This window comes from Priestia sp. TGN 0903, assembly GCF_050846855.1.
In the GTDB taxonomy this organism is placed as follows: Bacteria; Bacillota; Bacilli; order Bacillales; family Bacillaceae_H; genus Priestia; species Priestia zanthoxyli.
Window position 1 is genome coordinate 1 of the sequence record NZ_JBOZGL010000003.1, and the last position, 16,174, is coordinate 16,174.

Sequence of the window (16,174 nt, forward strand, 5' to 3'; positions counted from 1 at the left end):
ATTGTTAGGTACTACATACCCGTTTTTTAACTTAAAGGTGTTTTTTATTTGTCTCACTCTAGGGGGTCAGTCCCTTATCGAAACGGGTCTTTTATTATTATTTTTCTGAATCAGAGCGAAACTTTGTGCTGACAAAAATGATAATGGCTAATAGAATCACAATTGGCAGCCAAATAATTTCAAATTTATAAGCAGGCTCTGCAAGTGCGGCGATAACAGCGCCAAAGCAGTAAAGCACAAGAGACAGCGCGCGAAGAATCGCATCGGTGTTAAACGTTTTGCGGTAGCGAGAGCTGCGAAAACGTGCCGTTACGTCTTCAAAGAAGTTAGCAAGCGTCCCTGTTAATACAGTTGTAGAAATTCCGGCTACGCCAAGCTTTCGAGCAGCCGTTGTTTGAAGACCCATTGCTGAGCTTAATAAGAAAATAAATAAGTAAGTTAAGTGTAAAGAAGGAGAAAACGAAGATAAAAGTGCAAAAACAAGTAAAATCAATCCTTCTATTCCAAGGGCAATCGTTACGGCTTTAGGCCAAAACGTTTTTTCTTTGTTTCCAACTAGGATTGCAGCTCCTACAACTCCTACAATAAAACCTCCTAAAGCTGTGAGGGAATGAAAAACAGTTGTTTCAAGCGAGTTTCCGATTGCTAACCCAAGCAGCACGATGTTTCCCGTCATATTTGCAGTAAAGATATGGCCAAGGCTTAAGTAGCCAATCACATCGACGATACCTGCTGTTACGCAAAGAACGAGCAAAATAATGTTTCGATAAGTAGAATTCGTCACGGTAAGTCATCCTTTCTTTTTATACCAACTAAACAGTTTACCGTGAAGAAAAAAATCTGTCCAGAGAGTTGTCCTACAAATTTTCAAGTGTGTCCCACCCAAAAGCCACTTCAGATAGAGATGTACCATCAATGATAACGTCGGCGCGATCGATTCTTTTTCCGCCAAGCGCTTCATAAAATTGACAGGCGCCGTTTTGTTCAAAAGCCCATGTGAGCATCGCATGTATATCACGGTCTACAAGCTCTTGCGCTATTTTATGCATAAGCGCTTTGCCAATTCCTTTTCGCTGATGCTCTGTGAGTAAATACATGGCATACAGTTCTCCGGTATAGGAAGGATGCTTGTTGGTTCTTTCTTTACCATAAGAAGCAAAGCCTACGATTTGACCGTTTTCTTCTGCAACGAAAACAGAATTTGATTCCAGCTGCTTTTTCCAGATGGCTTTTCGTTTTTCAGCGTTCAACGAATGTAAAAAAGAATCCGGAACAAGTCCTTTATAAGTCGATTTCCAGCTTTCTACATGTACGTGGGCAATGCCCGCTTCATCACCAATTCTCCCTTGACGTATCATCTGCTCACCTCGTTTTTTTCTATATTTTAACATAAATTTAAAGGTGGTATCCCCGCTTTTCCGTTTTCTTTGTATATATATAGTAGCTATTTTACATAACAAAGGAGATGACGTAATGAGTAAATTATTATTAAAAGATCAGCCGTTACTTGTACTGCCGGCTCTTGCAGTCAAAGTAGGGGTGAACGGAGCGCTGTTTCTTCAGCAACTTCACTACTGGCTTGAAAAAAGCGTAAACGTCCAGGACGGATATACGTGGGTATACAATACCAATCAGCAGTGGCTGCAGCAGTTTCCGTTTTGGTCGCTTTCAACGATTCAACGCATCATTTCAAAGCTTGAAAAAGAAGGGTTAATTATAAAAGGAAAATACAACCGCTCTAAATTTAACAACACGGTTTGGTACCGAATTGATTATGAGCAATTAGAAAAGCTTATGCCAAGCGATGAATTTGAAGAGCTCGAAGATGTCAATTTGACAGAAAGGGCTAGTCAAATTGAAGCAGCGGAGCCGGTCACAGTGAAGGCGTCATTAACAGAGACTACAGCAGAAAATACAACTCAAATAAAAAAAGAAGAAGACGCGCATGACGCTTACGTCCAAACGTTGGAAGCTGCTTTTATCGCTAGAAGAAACCGAGGGATGTATCCTTCAGCCAGTGATTTAAAGCATATGTACGAAGTCGCAAAAAGCGAAATACCACTAGAAACGGCACTATCAGGACTGCATGAAGCATTCGATCACTACGTGCCTAAATACAGCGGTGATACGATTCGAGCGTTTGCCTATATCAAACAGCATCTTTTTCATAAGCATTATGTAACATCACAGCGTACGCTAGCGAGTCAACAGACTGAAAAGCCGATTTCCTACGTCAATAAAAAGCGTGTAGTTCGCAGAGAATTGACGCCGGATTGGCTAAGAGAAAATGAAGAGGCAGCGCCTTTAGCTTCAGCTTTTAAAGACGATGCTCACTTTGAAGAAGAAAAGAAAAAGCTGGCAGAAAGTCTTCGCGAGCTGGAGCAAGAATTAAAAAATAATTGAAAATACCACTGGACTTTTATAAGATAAAAGATAGTAAACCTTTTGAAGACGAAAGGTTTACTTGGTAAAAGAAAAGCGGCTTTTAAAGAAGGTGCGCCATAAACGTGATAAAATTTTTGTTTTTGCTGTTCATGCCTACAATCTTTGTTTTTTTCGGTTTGTGGCTTATCCAAAATGTGTTGGTAACATTTGTTTGCTTTTACGGCTGGATGTTTATGATTTTATATGCGAATAATAAAATTAACTTTAAGGTAGCGCTTACAAAAAAATCTCTGTATGTGGGAACTCTGAGCGGAGTTCTATGTGCCGGTGTGATAATTGGAAGCAGCCTGCTTTTTTCTGGTAAAATCTTTCATGTGGAAGATATGCAAGCGGTTTTGCAAATATGGGGATTTAGCGGGTGGAAAGTTGCCGTTTTAGCCGTCGTTTTGATTTTTATTAATCCTGTTTTAGAAGAAATATATTGGCGGGTGTATATACAAAATAAAGTGAAAAAGCATGTTTCTATACTTGCTTCAAGCACTGTCACATCAAGCTTTTATACGCTTTATCACGTATTCATTATCCTTCCTGTTTTTGTATTTCCGTTTAATATGATCTCGGTAATAGGCGTCTTTTCAGCAGGTATGATGTGGGCGTATATAAGAGAGCAATATGGTATCAAAGGGGCCATCATCAGTCATGCGCTAGCGGATGCGGCGATTATGATTGTATACGGATTATATGTAAGATAGTGGTATTATATCAAAAAACCATGAATCGTTATTCATTTATAACTTGTTTTCATGGTATAATAACAATAATAGTAAAATTTTATCAACACATTTGAATTGAAATAATGTATACTTGTAATACAAAGATTGAAGCGTTTACATAAATCGGAATACACATAGTTAATCTGGGTCCGATGAACACTAAAAAAAGAGAGAGAGATAATTACTTGGAGGAGGAATAGAAGTATGTTTGTACCTATTGAGCGTAAAAAAGTATCTAGTCAAGTGCTTGATCAATTAAAGAAGATGATTAAAGAGAAAACGTTCCCGCCAGAGTCTCGTTTACCGTCGGAACATGAACTGTCAAAAATGTTTGGAGTGAGCCGCGCACCGATTCGTGAAGCGCTAAGCGTTCTTTCTGCCAGTGGATTGATTGAATCAAGACAAGGCGGAGGAAGCTACGTAAAGCGTGTAAACTTAGTGGGCATGCTTGATCCAATGACGTTTGAAATGGTTGAAGCAGATCAGGTTCTTGAACTAATTGAAATGCGTATTATCATTGAGTCGCAGGCAGCAAGCCTAGCCGCGCTGCGCCGCACAGATGAAGAACTGATTGAAATTAAAGAATCGTTAGAAGCATTTAAAAAGACGGTTCATAACAGTGAAGAAATTGGACATGAAGCAGACTATCGTTTTCACCATGATATCGTGAAAGCAGCTCATAATTCATTCCTTCTTCATGCCGTAGAAGATTTAGGGCATTTATATCGAAAAGCGCTTGCTTATTCGTTAAATAAAAGCCAAAAAGAAAATCGCAAGCAAACGGATGCTGACCATGAACGCATTTTTGAAGCGATTAAAAATGGAGAGCCAGAAGAAGCAGCAGAAGCGGTTCGTGATCACTTAGAGCACGTTCGCCAAAAAGTAATGGTATCTCAATAATAAAAAAACGACAGCCCGAGTGGCTGTCGTTTTTTATTAATCAGACCATTCATGTGAGGAAATAGCACACGATGAAAACGGAAATTTATGCTTAAGCCGGTGCAAATGTGCCGGCTTTTTTGTGTGTGAAAGGAGAAAATATCTAATTATACTCTTTAATCATCAGAAAATACAGTATTGTTAATAATTTTACGACGTGGTATTTTATTAACAAATGTTACTTTTATTTACATACTTATGTTAGTAAATCTAACATTTATAGAAAGAGGAGGGATAAGATGCTTTCATCAAGCGTCGGATATTTGATTTTACTGATTTTTGGAGGAGGATTTACGGCCGTTACAATTATGATGCAGCGCCGTCAAGGAAAGGAAATGACGGCTGAGCAGTTCAGTACAGCCGGAAGAAATGTAGGCGTTGGGCTGGCGAGTGCATCCATTATCGCCGCGTGGACATGGGCCGCTACGTTAATGATGTCTTCATCCACAGGCTATCAGTACGGAATTAGCGGACCGTATTGGTACGCAGCGGGAGCAAGCATTCAAATTTTGCTGTTTGCCATTGTAGCGATTAACCTGAAGAAAAAAGCACCGAACGCTCATACGTTTTTAGAATTTATTGCACAGCGTTTCGACGTGAAAAATCATCGTTTAATGCTTGGCTTTGCTCTTATGACAAATATTATTGTGACCGCCATGGTTATTTTAGGAGGAGCCATTGCTTTAAACTCTCTTACTGGGATGAATATTTTTGTTGCCGCTTTTTTAATTCCTCTTACGTTTACCATCTACACCATGATTGGCGGTTTAAAAGCCTCATTTGTTGCTGATTATTTTAACACTGTTTTTATTTTCATTATTTTATTTATTTTTGCTGCTGCCGTCTATTATAAGTTCGGCGTAACAAGCGTGTACGAAGGGCTGAAAAATATGCCTTCGTCACAGCATATGCTTACGATGGCATCGGTGCCGGGCCTTTTGTTTGGGATGATTAATATTATCGGGAACTTCGGTACGGTCTTTGTGGATCAAGCTTACTGGCAGCGTGCCATCGCAAGTAAAAACAGCGCTGCTTCAAAAGCGTATATTTACGGCGGAATTGCCTGGTTTTCGATTCCCTTTGCCGTTGCCACTTTCCTTGGCGTAAGTGCCGCTGGTCTTGGAATTGCGGTTGATTCACCAGATTCCATTGCACCCGTTATGGCGTCACACGTGCTTGGAAATCTAGGTTCTATTTTGTTTTTAACGATGCTGTTTATGGCAGTAATGTCGACAGGAGCGGCTGAATTAACGGCGATCACGAATATTATCGTAACGGACATCTACCTGCGTTCTATCAACCCGAAAGCAAGCAGTAAAAAAATCTTAAGCACGTCGCGAAAAGTGACGCTTGGCTTTGGGCTGGCGATGGGCGTGTTTTCCATTTTACTGTTTTACTTAGGAATTAGCCTTGGGTTTGTGTATATGGCCATGGGTATTTTCGTCAGCGGAGCCGTTATTCCCGTCACGCTTGGACTGATGTGGAAAAAAGCGACGAACACAGGTGCATTTTACGGCGCGCTGTTAGGAATGATCGGAGGCGTTATCGCATGGAACACATCTGCTTACGTGATTAATGGTCACATTAATGTGGAAGCCCTTGGCGGACTGTATCCAATGCTTATTGGAAATTCTACCGTTTTTATCATCAGTGGGGTCATATCAATTGGACACGGCTTGCTTGCTAAAAAAGAATTTGACTTTGATGAACTAAAAGACAAATTCAAAAGCTTTGATGAACATGGAGATGAACCATTAAGGGAGGAAGTGGCGTATGGATCCACAACAACAGTTAAATAAAGACGCAAAGCTATGTACGCGCTGGGCGCTGGGACTTACATTCTTATTTGTCCTCTTGTTTCCAGGCGTGATGTTTTTAACGGGCTATCAATATACGCTTTCCTTTTTTAAAGGTTGGACGTATCTGGCGTTTGGCTGGCTGATTATCGCAGGGATTTGTATTATTGTCGGGCCTGTGGTGGAGTTCGTGAGGGAGAAGAAGGATAGCGCTTTAAAATAATAGATTTCATCAAAGAACAGCTTTTCTTTTGCAGAAAAGCTGTTCTTTCATTAATTACTTATATTGGTCTAGAATTCCTCTCCAACTTACACACCCACCGGTAATACTGCACCACCATCCAAAACAACAGTGGATTTAGCAGAAGCGAATACCACCACGTCCACCATCCGTAGTGAAAATAACCCCAAGGAGCAGGGAGAAGAGCCACTACTTCATAAAGTAAAACAGCAACCGACCAAAATAAAATATAGGCGGCTTTTTTTGTGAGTTTCCCGGCAAGGGGATAGTAGGTAAGAAAAAGCATGTTTACAGGCGGAATGAGAACAGTATAGGCAAAAATACCTTGCCAGTCCGTCTCTTGTGTAAAATACCAGTAGCCGTGAAATTTGAAATTAATGAAGACGTCAAAGATATGCTGAGCAGCAATGGTGAACATCCAAATGTGTACAATTTGATTTGCTGTGAAGCGCTTGTTTGTTTTAAAAGCAAGAACGTTAAATACTAAAATAGAAAGAATTAATCCAATCATATTGGTTCTCCTTTTGGCTTCTTGACTATATTGTATAATTTTAGGAGATTAAATCCAATAGAGAAATGGACATACTACGAATTTTCTGCGGTCTTTTTCACAGTGACGGACTGTACTTTTTTTCGATTTCTTAAAAATGCGATCACTAGTAAAAAAGCAGGAATGACAATTTGAAACGGAAGGTGTAAAGTGAACGGAATGATGTTTAACCCTTCATATATATGTTCGAAATAGTTTTGAGCAAGAGACAATGAATAAAACAAAATGACCAAGCCGATTGGAAATACAAGCGGTGACGGGTTTTTAAGCTCAAACACGTGAGAAAGACCTAGCACGGTGGCGTAGAAAAACAGACCGATTTTAAAGAAGCCGCCAGTAATTAAAGCCACCATGAAAAATACATCAAGCCGCTCTAAAAACCCTGCAAATTGAATGCTTTGAACGGTGCTTAAAAGTGGAAAAGCAGACCTCGACGTTAAGGTAACGCCCAGCACACCTATATTCACAATCATTGTGATCATAAGATTAATACCGTTTAACGTGATTGCGCTGAATACAATCAGAGCGGTCTTTTTCACATTTTTTGTATACGGGAAAATCATGGAAAATACAATCACTTCACCAAAAGGAAAATAAAGCGTTTGGCTGTAGGCAACTTTCAGTACCGGCACAATGCCGTTTTCAAGCATGGGCTTTAAGTTTGAAAAATCAAGAAGGCCAGAAACAAAGATAAGAATAAAGCCAGCGACGGCGAGTATATAAATGAAGAAAAACAGCAGTTCTGCCGAACGTGCCATTACTTCAATTCCTTTATGAATCGTATAGATAATTCCGAGCATCAGTAAAGCGTTCACCATAAAAAGCGGCGTATCGGGATAGACGAAAGTGAGAAGCATCGCACCGAAATCGCGCAGCACCCGCGCGGCTCCATTCGCAAAATATAATACATAAAGAAAAGCAAGTATGCGTCCCGGCACTTTTCCAATAATTTTTTCGATATACTCCGTCAGCGCTAAATGCGGATAATAGCGGTGCAAGCGATAATACATAAAAATGAGTGCGTAGCTGCTGATCATACCAACTAAAATAGCAATCCAAGCATCTTGCTTAGCGTCCATAGCTAAGCCGACTAAAAAGGCACTGCCAATCTCAAAGAGCGTAATTAACACAAACAGCTGCCATCCGCTGATTCGAGCTTTTTCCACTATCCATCCGCCTCCTTTTCTACAGCTAGTATGCGCTTTTTAACGTGGAGCATATGCATCATGTAAGTAAAGAGTTGGAAAGAAAATAGGGATATTTTGTTAAAAAATAAGTACGCTAGCCGAAGATATAAGAGAAAAGTGCGTAAAAGGAGAGAGAGCGTTGGATTTATTTGCAGTCCGCTTATTTACATAGTGGGAAGACGCTATCGAAAAAATCCTTCGGTTTCCAAAAAAATATCATACTAACGAAAAAAGCCTTTTCTCTGCAAAAGGCTTTTTTCTATAGCGAACATTTGTGCTATGATAGAGAAGCAAGGAGGATACAGCATGAAAGAAAATCATCAGTTTACCATACATACAGATAAAGAAAAGCTTGATATAGATGTCATCTACTCGTACCTTCATCATGAATCATACTGGGCAAAAGGAATTCCGCTTCATCTTGTTCAAACATCTATTGAACATTCCGTTTGTTTTGGCGTCTATGATGAGTGCGATAAACAAGTAGGGTTTGGACGGATTATTTCAGATTTTGCGACGTTTGCTTACTTGGCGGATGTGTTTATTCTTCCGCACGCGCGAGGCAACGGCCTTGGAAAAGCATTGGTACAAGAAATGATTCGCTATCAGCCGATTCAACACGTACGAAAAATTTTACTAGCGACAAAAGATGCTCACGGTTTGTACAGTCAGTACGGATTCAAAGAAGTCAAAAACAAACAGCTGTTTATGCAAATTTTTAAAAAAGGCATGTACGAGCGGGCGCTTTATTCAAAAGAAAATAAAATACTGCCTGGAAAAGAGGGATAGGTATGGCTGAAGAGTTACGTAAAAGCGTATTTAATGAAGAGTTGATTACGCACTTAAGCGATACTTTTTCACGTGAAATGAGCTCATTTGATCAAAAAGCGTTTCATGAGCTGGTTTTTCAACAGGACTGGGAAAACTTAGCGCTGAAAGAGCGCATGAGAAGAATTACGCTTTCCATGCATGAAGTGCTGCCGGCGGATTATGAAGAAGCACTTCATATTTTATATAAAGCGGCTCCAACGGTAGGAGGGCTTCAAGGCACGGTTTTTCCAGATTACGTGGAACTATACGGATTAAACGATTGGGAAGCTTCCATAAAAGCACTCGCGTTTTTTACGCCGTTTTCCACATCAGAATTTGCGGTGCGTCCATTTTTAATTCAAGATCAAAAACGAATGCTCCAGCAAATGATTGAGTGGGCAGGAGATGAAAACCATCATATTCGCAGATTAGCAAGCGAAGGGAGCCGACCTAGACTTCCGTGGGGACAATCAGTACCTGCGTTAAAGCAGGATCCAAAACAAACGCTGCCGATTTTAGAGCAGTTAAAACGCGATGAATCGCTCTATGTCCGCAAAAGCGTAGCCAATCATTTAAACGATATTTCGTACATAGAAAAAGATTGGATGCTTGATGTGATGAAAAGCTGGTACGGAAAAGACGCTAAAACCGACTGGATTGTTAAACACGCGTGCCGTTCACTGCTGAAAAAAGGCGATTCTGAAGCTCTGTCTCTTTTTGGCTATGGAGATGACCCAGGCGTAACTGTCACAGGTCTTGGCTTACACCCACATACGATTACAATCGGTGATAGCATTGACTTTTCATTTGAGCTATCCGTGGAAAAAACCATGCCGCTTCGCATAGAGTATGGAATTCATTACGTAAAAGCAAAAGGAAACCGCACTCAAAAAGTGTTTATGCTAAAAAATGTTCAAGCAAAAGCAGGCCAAACGCTTACCGTCACAAAAAAGCATGCATTTAAAGATTTAAGTACAAGAAAACATTACAGCGGTACGCATACGCTTTCTGTTATTGTAAACGGAGTGGTAAAAGCAGAAGCGGACTTTGTGATCGAGTAGCTCTTTCCTTATGGAGAGAGTTTTTATTGAAGAGTTTAACTATATGAAAAAAGGAAAGGTCGATGTGCACTACGATCTGGGTGCGACTGTTAAAAACAAAGAAATGCCTCTCGCTCCTTCCGATCAGAAATTAAAAAACCTCCAAAAAGTTGCGAGGCATGGAAAGCTCGTCATTACAAGAAATAACAAAGAAATTGGTCGATATGATTTAGAGACGTTAGAATCTGTAAAGAAATGATCGATAGCTGCATGGAGTATGGCAGCTAAATTACGGACAGTGGGGGCTCAATGAAGGGCTAAAGTTTATAGCAGTTCATACATAAAAGAGAGGCTGGACCAAATGTATTTTAGCCGAAGGGAAAAATGAACCATTGATCAACATGTTTGATTAGGGGTTCGTTGTTTTGTTAGGGTGAATGAACGTATATTTCATGTGTTTCATTCTTTCTAGCAGTTGATTGGAGGGTAAGGCGAAGACTCCTGCGGGAAAAGCGGGACAGGTGAGACCCCGCAGGAACGCAAGCGACGAGGAGGCTCATCGGTCGCCCGCGGAAAGCGAAGCCTTGCACGGAAATCAACTGCGGTTGAACAAGAAGTCCGAATTGTTAATCCAGATTATTTGTCTTCAGATTGAATTGATTCTGCTATGTCTCAATCCTTTTTTATATAAATGCACTCATTTAATACATTAAAAATAGTCAAAAAGGTTCAGCTCCCTTATCTTGAAGTTATTCCCTTAAACGGTATAATTATTTATGTAACATTTTAAATATTTAAAAAATTTAAAATGTCTAATCAAGGGGATGGGGAGGAGTAAATGAATGAAAAAAACTGTAAAACGAACGGCCGTGCCGGCGATTTTGTCAATTGGATTATTGCTGTCGCCGCTTGCGGTACAAGCTGAGATGCCTTACTACGGAAAAGACTACAGTCAGCCGGAAAAAATTAAAGCGCTTTATCCAGAAATAAAGGTGGATGAAGCAACGCCGGCATTTCTGAAAGGGCAAGACGCATTTACGACTCAAGAAGAAATGATGAGGTATGTTCAAACGCTTGCTCATAAAAGTCCGTACGTAAAGCTGAAGATTATCGGTAAATCACAGCAAGGGCGAGACATTCCAGCTCTATATTTTTCGAAGGAAAAGAAGTTTGCTGATGGAAAGACATCTAAAAAGCCAACGATTTGGCTTCAAAGTCAAATTCATGGTAATGAACCGGCAAGCGGTGAATCCGTACTCGCCGTTGCAACGCGTTTGACAGAAGACTTTGGAAAAGATGTGTTAAATAAAGTCAACATTGTCATTGTGCCGCGCATTAATCCTGACGGATCTTATGCATTTAAACGTCAGCTAGCAAATAATTTAGACGGAAACCGCGATTACATAAAGCTTGAAAGCCCTGAAGTGCAGAGCGTACGAGCTGAATTTAACCGTTTTTCACCAGAAGTCGTCATCGACGCTCATGAATATACGCCTTACAGCAGCGGATTTAAAAATATCGGTAAAGAAGGCGTGTGGAAGTATCACGATATTTTACTGCAGTCCGGTCGAAACTTAAATATTCCGCAGAACATTCGCGACGTGTCGGATGAGCTGTTTGTGAACAGTACGCTTACAGCCATTGAAAACCAAGGATATTCAGGAGAAGTATACTATACGTCTCAAGTGAATAAACAAGGGCAGCTGGAAGTAGAAGAAGGCTCAGTTGAACCGCGAATCGGGCGAAGCTCACTAGGCTTGTATCCATCGTTTTCATTTTTAGTCGAAAGCAGAGGAATCGGCATTGGCCGAGAAGATTTTCCGCGGCGAGTGAGTGCGCAAATTGCTACACAAGAAAAGCTGATTACACAAACAGCCAATCACGCCAAACAAATTAAAGCGCTGATTGCCAAAGAAAAAGCGGCGCTTGTCAAAAAAGGAAAAAATGCAAATGATCATGATCCAATTGTGGTGAACAGTGAAAATAAAAAAATACCAAACTCTACGTTAGAAATGGTTGATGTGGAAAGCGCGTCTGTTAAAGAAATTCCTGTGACGTACTACAGTGCAAAGAAAGCAACGCCGACGCTTGTCCGCGAGCGTCCGACTGCTTATCTTTTAAAACCAGGACATGAAGAGTTAGCAAAAAAACTGCAGGGACAAGGAGTAAAAGGATTCAAGTTAACGAAAGAAACGGCTCTTTCAGTAGAAGCGTATAATGTCAGCAGCCGCATTGAAAATGAAGTCTACGAAAACAAACCAAATGTAGATGTGCAAACAATCGTCAAGTCGAAAACGGTGACGTTCCCAAAAGGAAGCTACGTCTTTTTAACGTCTCAGCCGCAAAACAATTTATTGTCTCTATCGCTTGAGCCGGAATCAGTGGACAGCTTCACAACGTTTGGGTATTTGCCTTCAGAGGTAGGACAAGAACTTGATGTTTACCGGTTTACGCGTTCCATTGAAAAATCGCCTTTGCAAAAAGAATCTCGTAAATAATGAAAAAGCGTGGAGCTTGGCTTCACGCTTTTTCATTATGATCACGTGACTGCTGTCGGTTTTTTCTTCTTCTAGAAAAGAAATAAATAAAAAAGCCGGCTAATACAAGAAGTGTAATAAGAAGAATACTAGTAGGAAAGTAAAGAGAGCCTATCTGAATGCCCAAGTAGTTTAACATTATCATAACTTCCTTTCTTGATAAAAAATGGTTTATTTTACTAAATACCCTTATAAGCTAATAGAAAACGTTTCAGCTGTTTTAGTAGGGAATGGATTGACTCTGTGCGCCAACAACCACGACATGACCTTGTCTCATCTCTTCTATATACCGGTTTGCCTCCCTGTTAGATAAGCCGAGTGAAGCCATCTTTGAAAGAAGCTCATCTTCTCTTGAAAGAAGCATATTGACCGCTGTTTCAAAAATACCTTGCTCTGCCATTCTGTACTTTTTTGTATGTGTTGCCTCCGTTAAATGCTGAGCCCATTCTTTATCGTAGGCCAGCAGATAAATCTCTTTGCTTGTAAATCCTTTCTTTAAAAAAGAACGGATGACGCAGACTGCCTCCTCTTGGTTTTCTGCTACTTGAATGTGTTTCATACACGAACCAAACCTCCTGATAAAAGATATTTCCGAAATACATCTTCTACTCATCATGTAGCCTTTGTTTCCAACTTTAAACTTGTTTTCTATGAATTTTCTCAGATAGTAAAAGAGAATAGAAACATCATAAATTTTCAAAAAAAGATGTTTGAACTTCAAAACAGAAGGCTAAACCTAGACTATACTAAAAAGTTCCATCAAAAATAGGAGGAGATTAAAGTGAATTTACAAGATCAACAAACACAAGGCCAGCCCGAGCAAACGCAAGACCGCCAGCCGGGTATCGAAAGTGAGATGAATCCTCTCCCTATTTATGAGGATGACAATTACATTGGTACAGGAAAATTAAAAGGAAAAGTAGCGCTGGTTACCGGGGGAGACAGCGGAATTGGACGAGCTGTATCCATTGCTTATGCGAAAGAAGGAGCGGACGTAGCCATCGTTTACTTAAACGAACATAGCGACGCCGAGGAAACAAAAGCCCGCATTGAAGAAGAAGGTGTAAGATGCTTGCTGATTGCAGGAGACGTAGGAGACGAATCATTCTGTAACGAAGCGGTAGAAAAAACGGTGAGTGAGCTTGGAAAGCTTGATATCCTTGTGAACAATGCAGGAGAGCAGCATCCAAAAGAAAGCATTAAAGAAATTACGAGTGAACAGCTTGAACGAACGTTCAAAACGAACTTTTATTCATACTTTTATTTTACGAAAAAAGCGCTTGATTATTTAGGAAAAGGCAGTGCCATCATTAATACAACGTCCATTAATCCTTACCGCGGGAATCCTCAGCTGATCGATTATACGGCGACAAAAGGTGCAATTAACGGCTTTACGCGCAGTATGGCGCAAGCGCTTGTCAAAGACGGTATTCGTGTGAACGGCGTAGCGCCGGGACCAATCTGGACACCGCTTATTCCGTCTACTTTCTCAAGTGATAAAGTAGGAGAATTCGGTACAGATACGCCTATGGGCAGACCTGGGCATCCTGTGGAGCACGTAGGCTGTTATGTGCTGCTAGCTTCAAATGATTCATCTTATATGACGGGTCAAACGCTTCATGTCAACGGCGGAGATTTCATGAACACATAATTGCTTCACCTATTATAAAGGAGGAGAAAACGATGGGAGAGCGCCAGAAAATATCTATTTCAAATGCACCAAAAAAACGAGATGAAACGGAGCAGCGTGTAACAGATCAAGACGAAACGTTGTTTGAACGTTTCAAAGAAGAAGAAACAGTGGATCCTATGCCAATGGAAGATATAAGACTTGAACAAAAAGAAGAGAAAAATAAAACGAAAACAAAGGATGAATCGGGTTCTGAAAACATTCATCATCGAAAATAAAAAACAGCCTTCTAAGGCTGTTTTTTTATCTGTGTTTCTATATTAATGAGCATTAGAAGCAATGACAATTTTTGAATCATCTTCTAATGCCTGAGCAAGATTCGATTTAATTCGTATATGGTCAAAATTTAAACCAAGCTGCATCGCAGTAGTGGCTAATTCAGGACGAATGCCCGATAAAATCGATTTAACGCCAATTAAATCAAGCGCATTTATCAGCTGAAACAGCTCGTGCGCGACCATTGTATCGATCATCACCACGCCTGACAAATCAATATACAAATGAGAGATTTGCTTCTCGGCACACTGTTTTAACGTGCTTTCTAGGATCATTCTAGCCCTTGCCGTATCAATATCTCCGACTAACGGTAAAAGAGCCACGTCTTTTTTAATCACAATAACAGGTGAACTTAATTCATGAATCATTTCCTGCTGAGAGCGAAGGCGGTTTGAGGCATATTCCTGCGCTTCTGTGATGAATTTCAAAATAATAATATCAAATACCCGTACTACTTTTTCATTCCACATATCGATATGCTGCTGAGTGATGTCATCATGAAGTTCTGCAAATCGGCGAATATACTCACAGTATTGTTTGCGGACGTTCATAAATTCTTTAATAATACTTTGAATGGGGGTTCTGAGATGCTGTTGGTCTTTGGCAACTTTATTTAGCCACGTGTTAAAAGAGTCAAAAAAGCTTTTTTCATCTTCTATAAAGACGTTGCTAATATATAAATGAAATTCATAGTTTTGCGCTTTTAAGCGTTGAATGACGTCAGGATCATTAGAGGTATATACGCCTTCAGAAGATGTTTTATCCAAAGATTCATACCATTCTTCCGTCATAGTTGGTGCGCTTTCTAGCAGATAAGAACGTAAAGCGATATCTTTCTTCACTGTTATTCTCCTCTCAAACTGATAAAACATGCGCAGGTGCGCAACGTATTTATTATAGCATCTTTTTTATAAAGATGGATATGAAATGTATGTTTATTTTGCGTGTGAGGTTTTAAGTGATTGTATATAGGGAAAAATTTTAATAAAAGGGGAAAGAGGGAAAGTATGAATACCGTGACGAGCGATCAGTGGAAATGGTATCAGTTTGATTTAGAAGAAGCCGATGGAATAGCTGATATAATCAAAGACTATCAGTATCCAAGAGATGAATGGTTTTGCCATCAGCTTCAAAAGAAAAATTCTAATCATATTCAAGTAGATGTAATAGGAGAAAGTGAGCTCATTTATGGTTCACTGATTTATCATAAGAAGTCGTTTGATCAAAAAAATTACGATTCGTTTCATTTTTATATTACTGAGGAATTTATTATAACGGCAGGAATCGATTTGAAAATCCTTGAGGACACCAATCATGAACGAATGATTGAACGCATGAAGCAGGCTGCTAATACAGCGGAAAGTTTTTTTATTCTTTTAGGCGAAATTATGAAAAAACACTTAAATGGGTTTGATCAGTTTGAAAGTCATTTCAGAGAGCTTCTGTGGGAAGTGCGCCATAATAATAACATCGACGTGTTAGATGACATTCATAAAGCGCGCTATGACCTGCTTATATGGACAAATCTAATCAGTTCTGTTCGAGAAGTTACCATGGGAATCGAAGAAGCGTTTCATAAAAAAATTAACCAAACGATTCAATATCAGCGGATGTGCAAAAAAATCGAAATCGGCTTAACGCTAATTGAACAATATCAAAAAGAATTTGACGCGTTAATTAAATTAGAAGAAGTTGTGTCGACTCATCGAGGAAATGAGATTATGAAAGCTTTAACGCTGCTGACAGCCATCAGTACGCCTTTAACGGCTTTTGGAGCCCTTTGGGGAATGAACTTTAAAGGGATGCCGGAGCTTGATTGGAAGTTTGGCTATATCTATGCACTCATTTTAATCGTTCTTTCGACCATTGCCATTTATCTCTATTTACGAATGAAAGGATGGACGGGCGATCTCTTAAAAGGAAGAAAAAAGAACTCATTTTTTAAATAAG

General features: G+C 39.9%; 19 protein-coding genes. 12 read left to right on the forward strand and 7 right to left on the reverse strand.

Annotated features, from left to right (window positions below):
* Window positions 1-97: 97 nt before the first annotated feature.
* Window positions 98-784 (reverse strand): YoaK family protein, encoded by a 687-nt coding sequence (locus ACRPLY_RS10595; protein WP_176343666.1) that lies wholly within the window; start codon window positions 782-784, stop codon window positions 98-100.
* 73 nt (window positions 785-857) lie between these two features.
* Complete coding sequence (locus ACRPLY_RS10600; protein WP_165636359.1) at window positions 858-1,358, reverse strand: GNAT family N-acetyltransferase; 501 nt, start codon at window positions 1,356-1,358, stop codon at window positions 858-860.
* A 115-nt stretch (window positions 1,359-1,473) separates the two neighbouring features.
* Here ACRPLY_RS10600 and ACRPLY_RS10605 point away from each other — a divergent pair, with 115 nt between their 5' ends.
* The 5 genes from ACRPLY_RS10605 (at window position 1,474) to ACRPLY_RS10625 (ending at window position 6,116) form a co-directional block, all read left to right on the forward strand.
* Window positions 1,474-2,403 (forward strand): hypothetical protein, encoded by a 930-nt coding sequence (locus ACRPLY_RS10605; RefSeq protein ID WP_432231843.1) that lies wholly within the window; start codon window positions 1,474-1,476, stop codon window positions 2,401-2,403.
* A gap of 104 nt (window positions 2,404-2,507) precedes the next feature.
* The gene (locus ACRPLY_RS10610; protein ID WP_165636361.1) at window positions 2,508-3,137 is read left to right on the forward strand and encodes a CPBP family intramembrane glutamic endopeptidase; all 630 of its coding nucleotides are present in this window, start codon (window positions 2,508-2,510) and stop codon (window positions 3,135-3,137) included.
* 225 nt (window positions 3,138-3,362) lie between these two features.
* Window positions 3,363-4,058, forward strand: coding sequence for a FadR/GntR family transcriptional regulator (locus ACRPLY_RS10615; RefSeq protein ID WP_013058211.1), 696 nt, complete (start codon window positions 3,363-3,365; stop codon window positions 4,056-4,058).
* A 278-nt stretch (window positions 4,059-4,336) separates the two neighbouring features.
* Entirely contained in the window at window positions 4,337-5,896 is a 1,560-nt protein-coding gene (locus tag ACRPLY_RS10620) for a sodium:solute symporter family protein (protein ID WP_165636362.1), read from the forward strand.
* A complete protein-coding gene (locus ACRPLY_RS10625; RefSeq protein WP_050690391.1) occupies window positions 5,871-6,116 on the forward strand; it encodes a hypothetical protein in 246 nt (81 codons plus the stop codon). Before ACRPLY_RS10620 ends, ACRPLY_RS10625 begins: the two co-directional genes overlap by 26 nt.
* Before the next feature lie 58 nt (window positions 6,117-6,174).
* Here ACRPLY_RS10625 and ACRPLY_RS10630 read toward each other — a convergent pair whose 3' ends face one another.
* Window positions 6,175-6,645 (reverse strand): hypothetical protein, encoded by a 471-nt coding sequence (locus ACRPLY_RS10630; RefSeq protein WP_165636364.1) that lies wholly within the window; start codon window positions 6,643-6,645, stop codon window positions 6,175-6,177.
* 74 nt (window positions 6,646-6,719) lie between these two features.
* Window positions 6,720-7,850 carry a GerAB/ArcD/ProY family transporter gene (locus ACRPLY_RS10635; protein ID WP_367076967.1) on the reverse strand — a complete coding sequence of 377 codons (1,131 nt, stop codon included), beginning with the start codon at window positions 7,848-7,850 and terminating at the stop codon, window positions 6,720-6,722.
* Window positions 7,851-8,177: 327 nt separating this feature from the next.
* Here ACRPLY_RS10635 and ACRPLY_RS10640 point away from each other — a divergent pair, with 327 nt between their 5' ends.
* From ACRPLY_RS10640 to ACRPLY_RS10655, 4 genes are all read left to right on the forward strand, one after another.
* A complete protein-coding gene (locus ACRPLY_RS10640; protein WP_098113644.1) occupies window positions 8,178-8,660 on the forward strand; it encodes a GNAT family N-acetyltransferase in 483 nt (160 codons plus the stop codon).
* A gap of 2 nt (window positions 8,661-8,662) precedes the next feature.
* The gene (locus tag ACRPLY_RS10645) at window positions 8,663-9,742 is read left to right on the forward strand and encodes a DNA alkylation repair protein (protein WP_432231844.1); all 1,080 of its coding nucleotides are present in this window, start codon (window positions 8,663-8,665) and stop codon (window positions 9,740-9,742) included.
* A gap of 43 nt (window positions 9,743-9,785) precedes the next feature.
* Window positions 9,786-9,980, forward strand: a complete 195-nt coding sequence (locus ACRPLY_RS10650) for a hypothetical protein (protein ID WP_028414698.1) — start codon at window positions 9,786-9,788, stop codon at window positions 9,978-9,980.
* A gap of 583 nt (window positions 9,981-10,563) precedes the next feature.
* Complete coding sequence (locus tag ACRPLY_RS10655; protein ID WP_432231845.1) at window positions 10,564-12,219, forward strand: M14 family metallopeptidase; 1,656 nt, start codon at window positions 10,564-10,566, stop codon at window positions 12,217-12,219.
* A 22-nt stretch (window positions 12,220-12,241) separates the two neighbouring features.
* Here the strand turns inward: ACRPLY_RS10655 and ACRPLY_RS10660 are convergent, their stop codons facing one another.
* Window positions 12,242-12,397 carry an intracellular growth attenuator family protein gene (locus ACRPLY_RS10660; protein ID WP_141483553.1) on the reverse strand — a complete coding sequence of 52 codons (156 nt, stop codon included), beginning with the start codon at window positions 12,395-12,397 and terminating at the stop codon, window positions 12,242-12,244.
* Window positions 12,398-12,478: 81 nt separating this feature from the next.
* Window positions 12,479-12,817, reverse strand: a complete 339-nt coding sequence (locus ACRPLY_RS10665; RefSeq protein ID WP_033580172.1) for a general stress protein — start codon at window positions 12,815-12,817, stop codon at window positions 12,479-12,481.
* Window positions 12,818-13,039: 222 nt separating this feature from the next.
* On the opposite strand from ACRPLY_RS10665, the gene ACRPLY_RS10670 reads away from it, so the two are divergent.
* Both ACRPLY_RS10670 and ACRPLY_RS10675 read left to right on the forward strand, forming a co-directional pair.
* A complete protein-coding gene (locus ACRPLY_RS10670; protein ID WP_028414695.1) occupies window positions 13,040-13,909 on the forward strand; it encodes an SDR family oxidoreductase in 870 nt (289 codons plus the stop codon).
* A gap of 32 nt (window positions 13,910-13,941) precedes the next feature.
* Window positions 13,942-14,166 (forward strand): hypothetical protein, encoded by a 225-nt coding sequence (locus ACRPLY_RS10675; RefSeq protein ID WP_430077907.1) that lies wholly within the window; start codon window positions 13,942-13,944, stop codon window positions 14,164-14,166.
* A gap of 42 nt (window positions 14,167-14,208) precedes the next feature.
* On the opposite strand, the gene ACRPLY_RS10680 is transcribed toward ACRPLY_RS10675, so the two are convergent.
* Window positions 14,209-15,066 carry an STAS domain-containing protein gene (locus ACRPLY_RS10680; RefSeq protein WP_165636369.1) on the reverse strand — a complete coding sequence of 286 codons (858 nt, stop codon included), beginning with the start codon at window positions 15,064-15,066 and terminating at the stop codon, window positions 14,209-14,211.
* Window positions 15,067-15,231: 165 nt separating this feature from the next.
* Between ACRPLY_RS10680 and ACRPLY_RS10685 the strand changes: the two genes are divergently transcribed.
* Window positions 15,232-16,173 (forward strand): magnesium transporter CorA family protein, encoded by a 942-nt coding sequence (locus tag ACRPLY_RS10685; protein ID WP_432231846.1) that lies wholly within the window; start codon window positions 15,232-15,234, stop codon window positions 16,171-16,173.
* Window position 16,174: the final 1 nt, after the last annotated feature.

What these genes read in the sequence shown, in the direction of transcription:
- ACRPLY_RS10600 (WP_165636359.1), bottom strand. Translation starts at nt 1,358, where the DNA reads ATGATACGTCAAGGGAGAATTGGTGATGAAGCGGGCATTGCCCACGTA.
- ACRPLY_RS10605 (WP_432231843.1), top strand. Translation starts at nt 1,474, where the DNA reads ATGAGTAAATTATTATTAAAAGATCAGCCGTTACTTGTACTGCCGGCT.
- ACRPLY_RS10615 (WP_013058211.1), top strand. Translation starts at nt 3,363, where the DNA reads ATGTTTGTACCTATTGAGCGTAAAAAAGTATCTAGTCAAGTGCTTGAT.
- ACRPLY_RS10620 (WP_165636362.1), top strand. Translation starts at nt 4,337, where the DNA reads ATGCTTTCATCAAGCGTCGGATATTTGATTTTACTGATTTTTGGAGGA.
- ACRPLY_RS10625 (WP_050690391.1), top strand. Translation starts at nt 5,871, where the DNA reads ATGGATCCACAACAACAGTTAAATAAAGACGCAAAGCTATGTACGCGC.
- ACRPLY_RS10630 (WP_165636364.1), bottom strand. Translation starts at nt 6,645, where the DNA reads ATGATTGGATTAATTCTTTCTATTTTAGTATTTAACGTTCTTGCTTTT.
- ACRPLY_RS10640 (WP_098113644.1), top strand. Translation starts at nt 8,178, where the DNA reads ATGAAAGAAAATCATCAGTTTACCATACATACAGATAAAGAAAAGCTT.
- ACRPLY_RS10645 (WP_432231844.1), top strand. Translation starts at nt 8,663, where the DNA reads ATGGCTGAAGAGTTACGTAAAAGCGTATTTAATGAAGAGTTGATTACG.
- ACRPLY_RS10650 (WP_028414698.1), top strand. Translation starts at nt 9,786, where the DNA reads ATGAAAAAAGGAAAGGTCGATGTGCACTACGATCTGGGTGCGACTGTT.
- ACRPLY_RS10655 (WP_432231845.1), top strand. Translation starts at nt 10,564, where the DNA reads ATGAAAAAAACTGTAAAACGAACGGCCGTGCCGGCGATTTTGTCAATT.
- ACRPLY_RS10660 (WP_141483553.1), bottom strand. Translation starts at nt 12,397, where the DNA reads ATGTTAAACTACTTGGGCATTCAGATAGGCTCTCTTTACTTTCCTACT.
- ACRPLY_RS10665 (WP_033580172.1), bottom strand. Translation starts at nt 12,817, where the DNA reads ATGAAACACATTCAAGTAGCAGAAAACCAAGAGGAGGCAGTCTGCGTC.
- ACRPLY_RS10675 (WP_430077907.1), top strand. Translation starts at nt 13,942, where the DNA reads ATGGGAGAGCGCCAGAAAATATCTATTTCAAATGCACCAAAAAAACGA.
- ACRPLY_RS10685 (WP_432231846.1), top strand. Translation starts at nt 15,232, where the DNA reads ATGAATACCGTGACGAGCGATCAGTGGAAATGGTATCAGTTTGATTTA.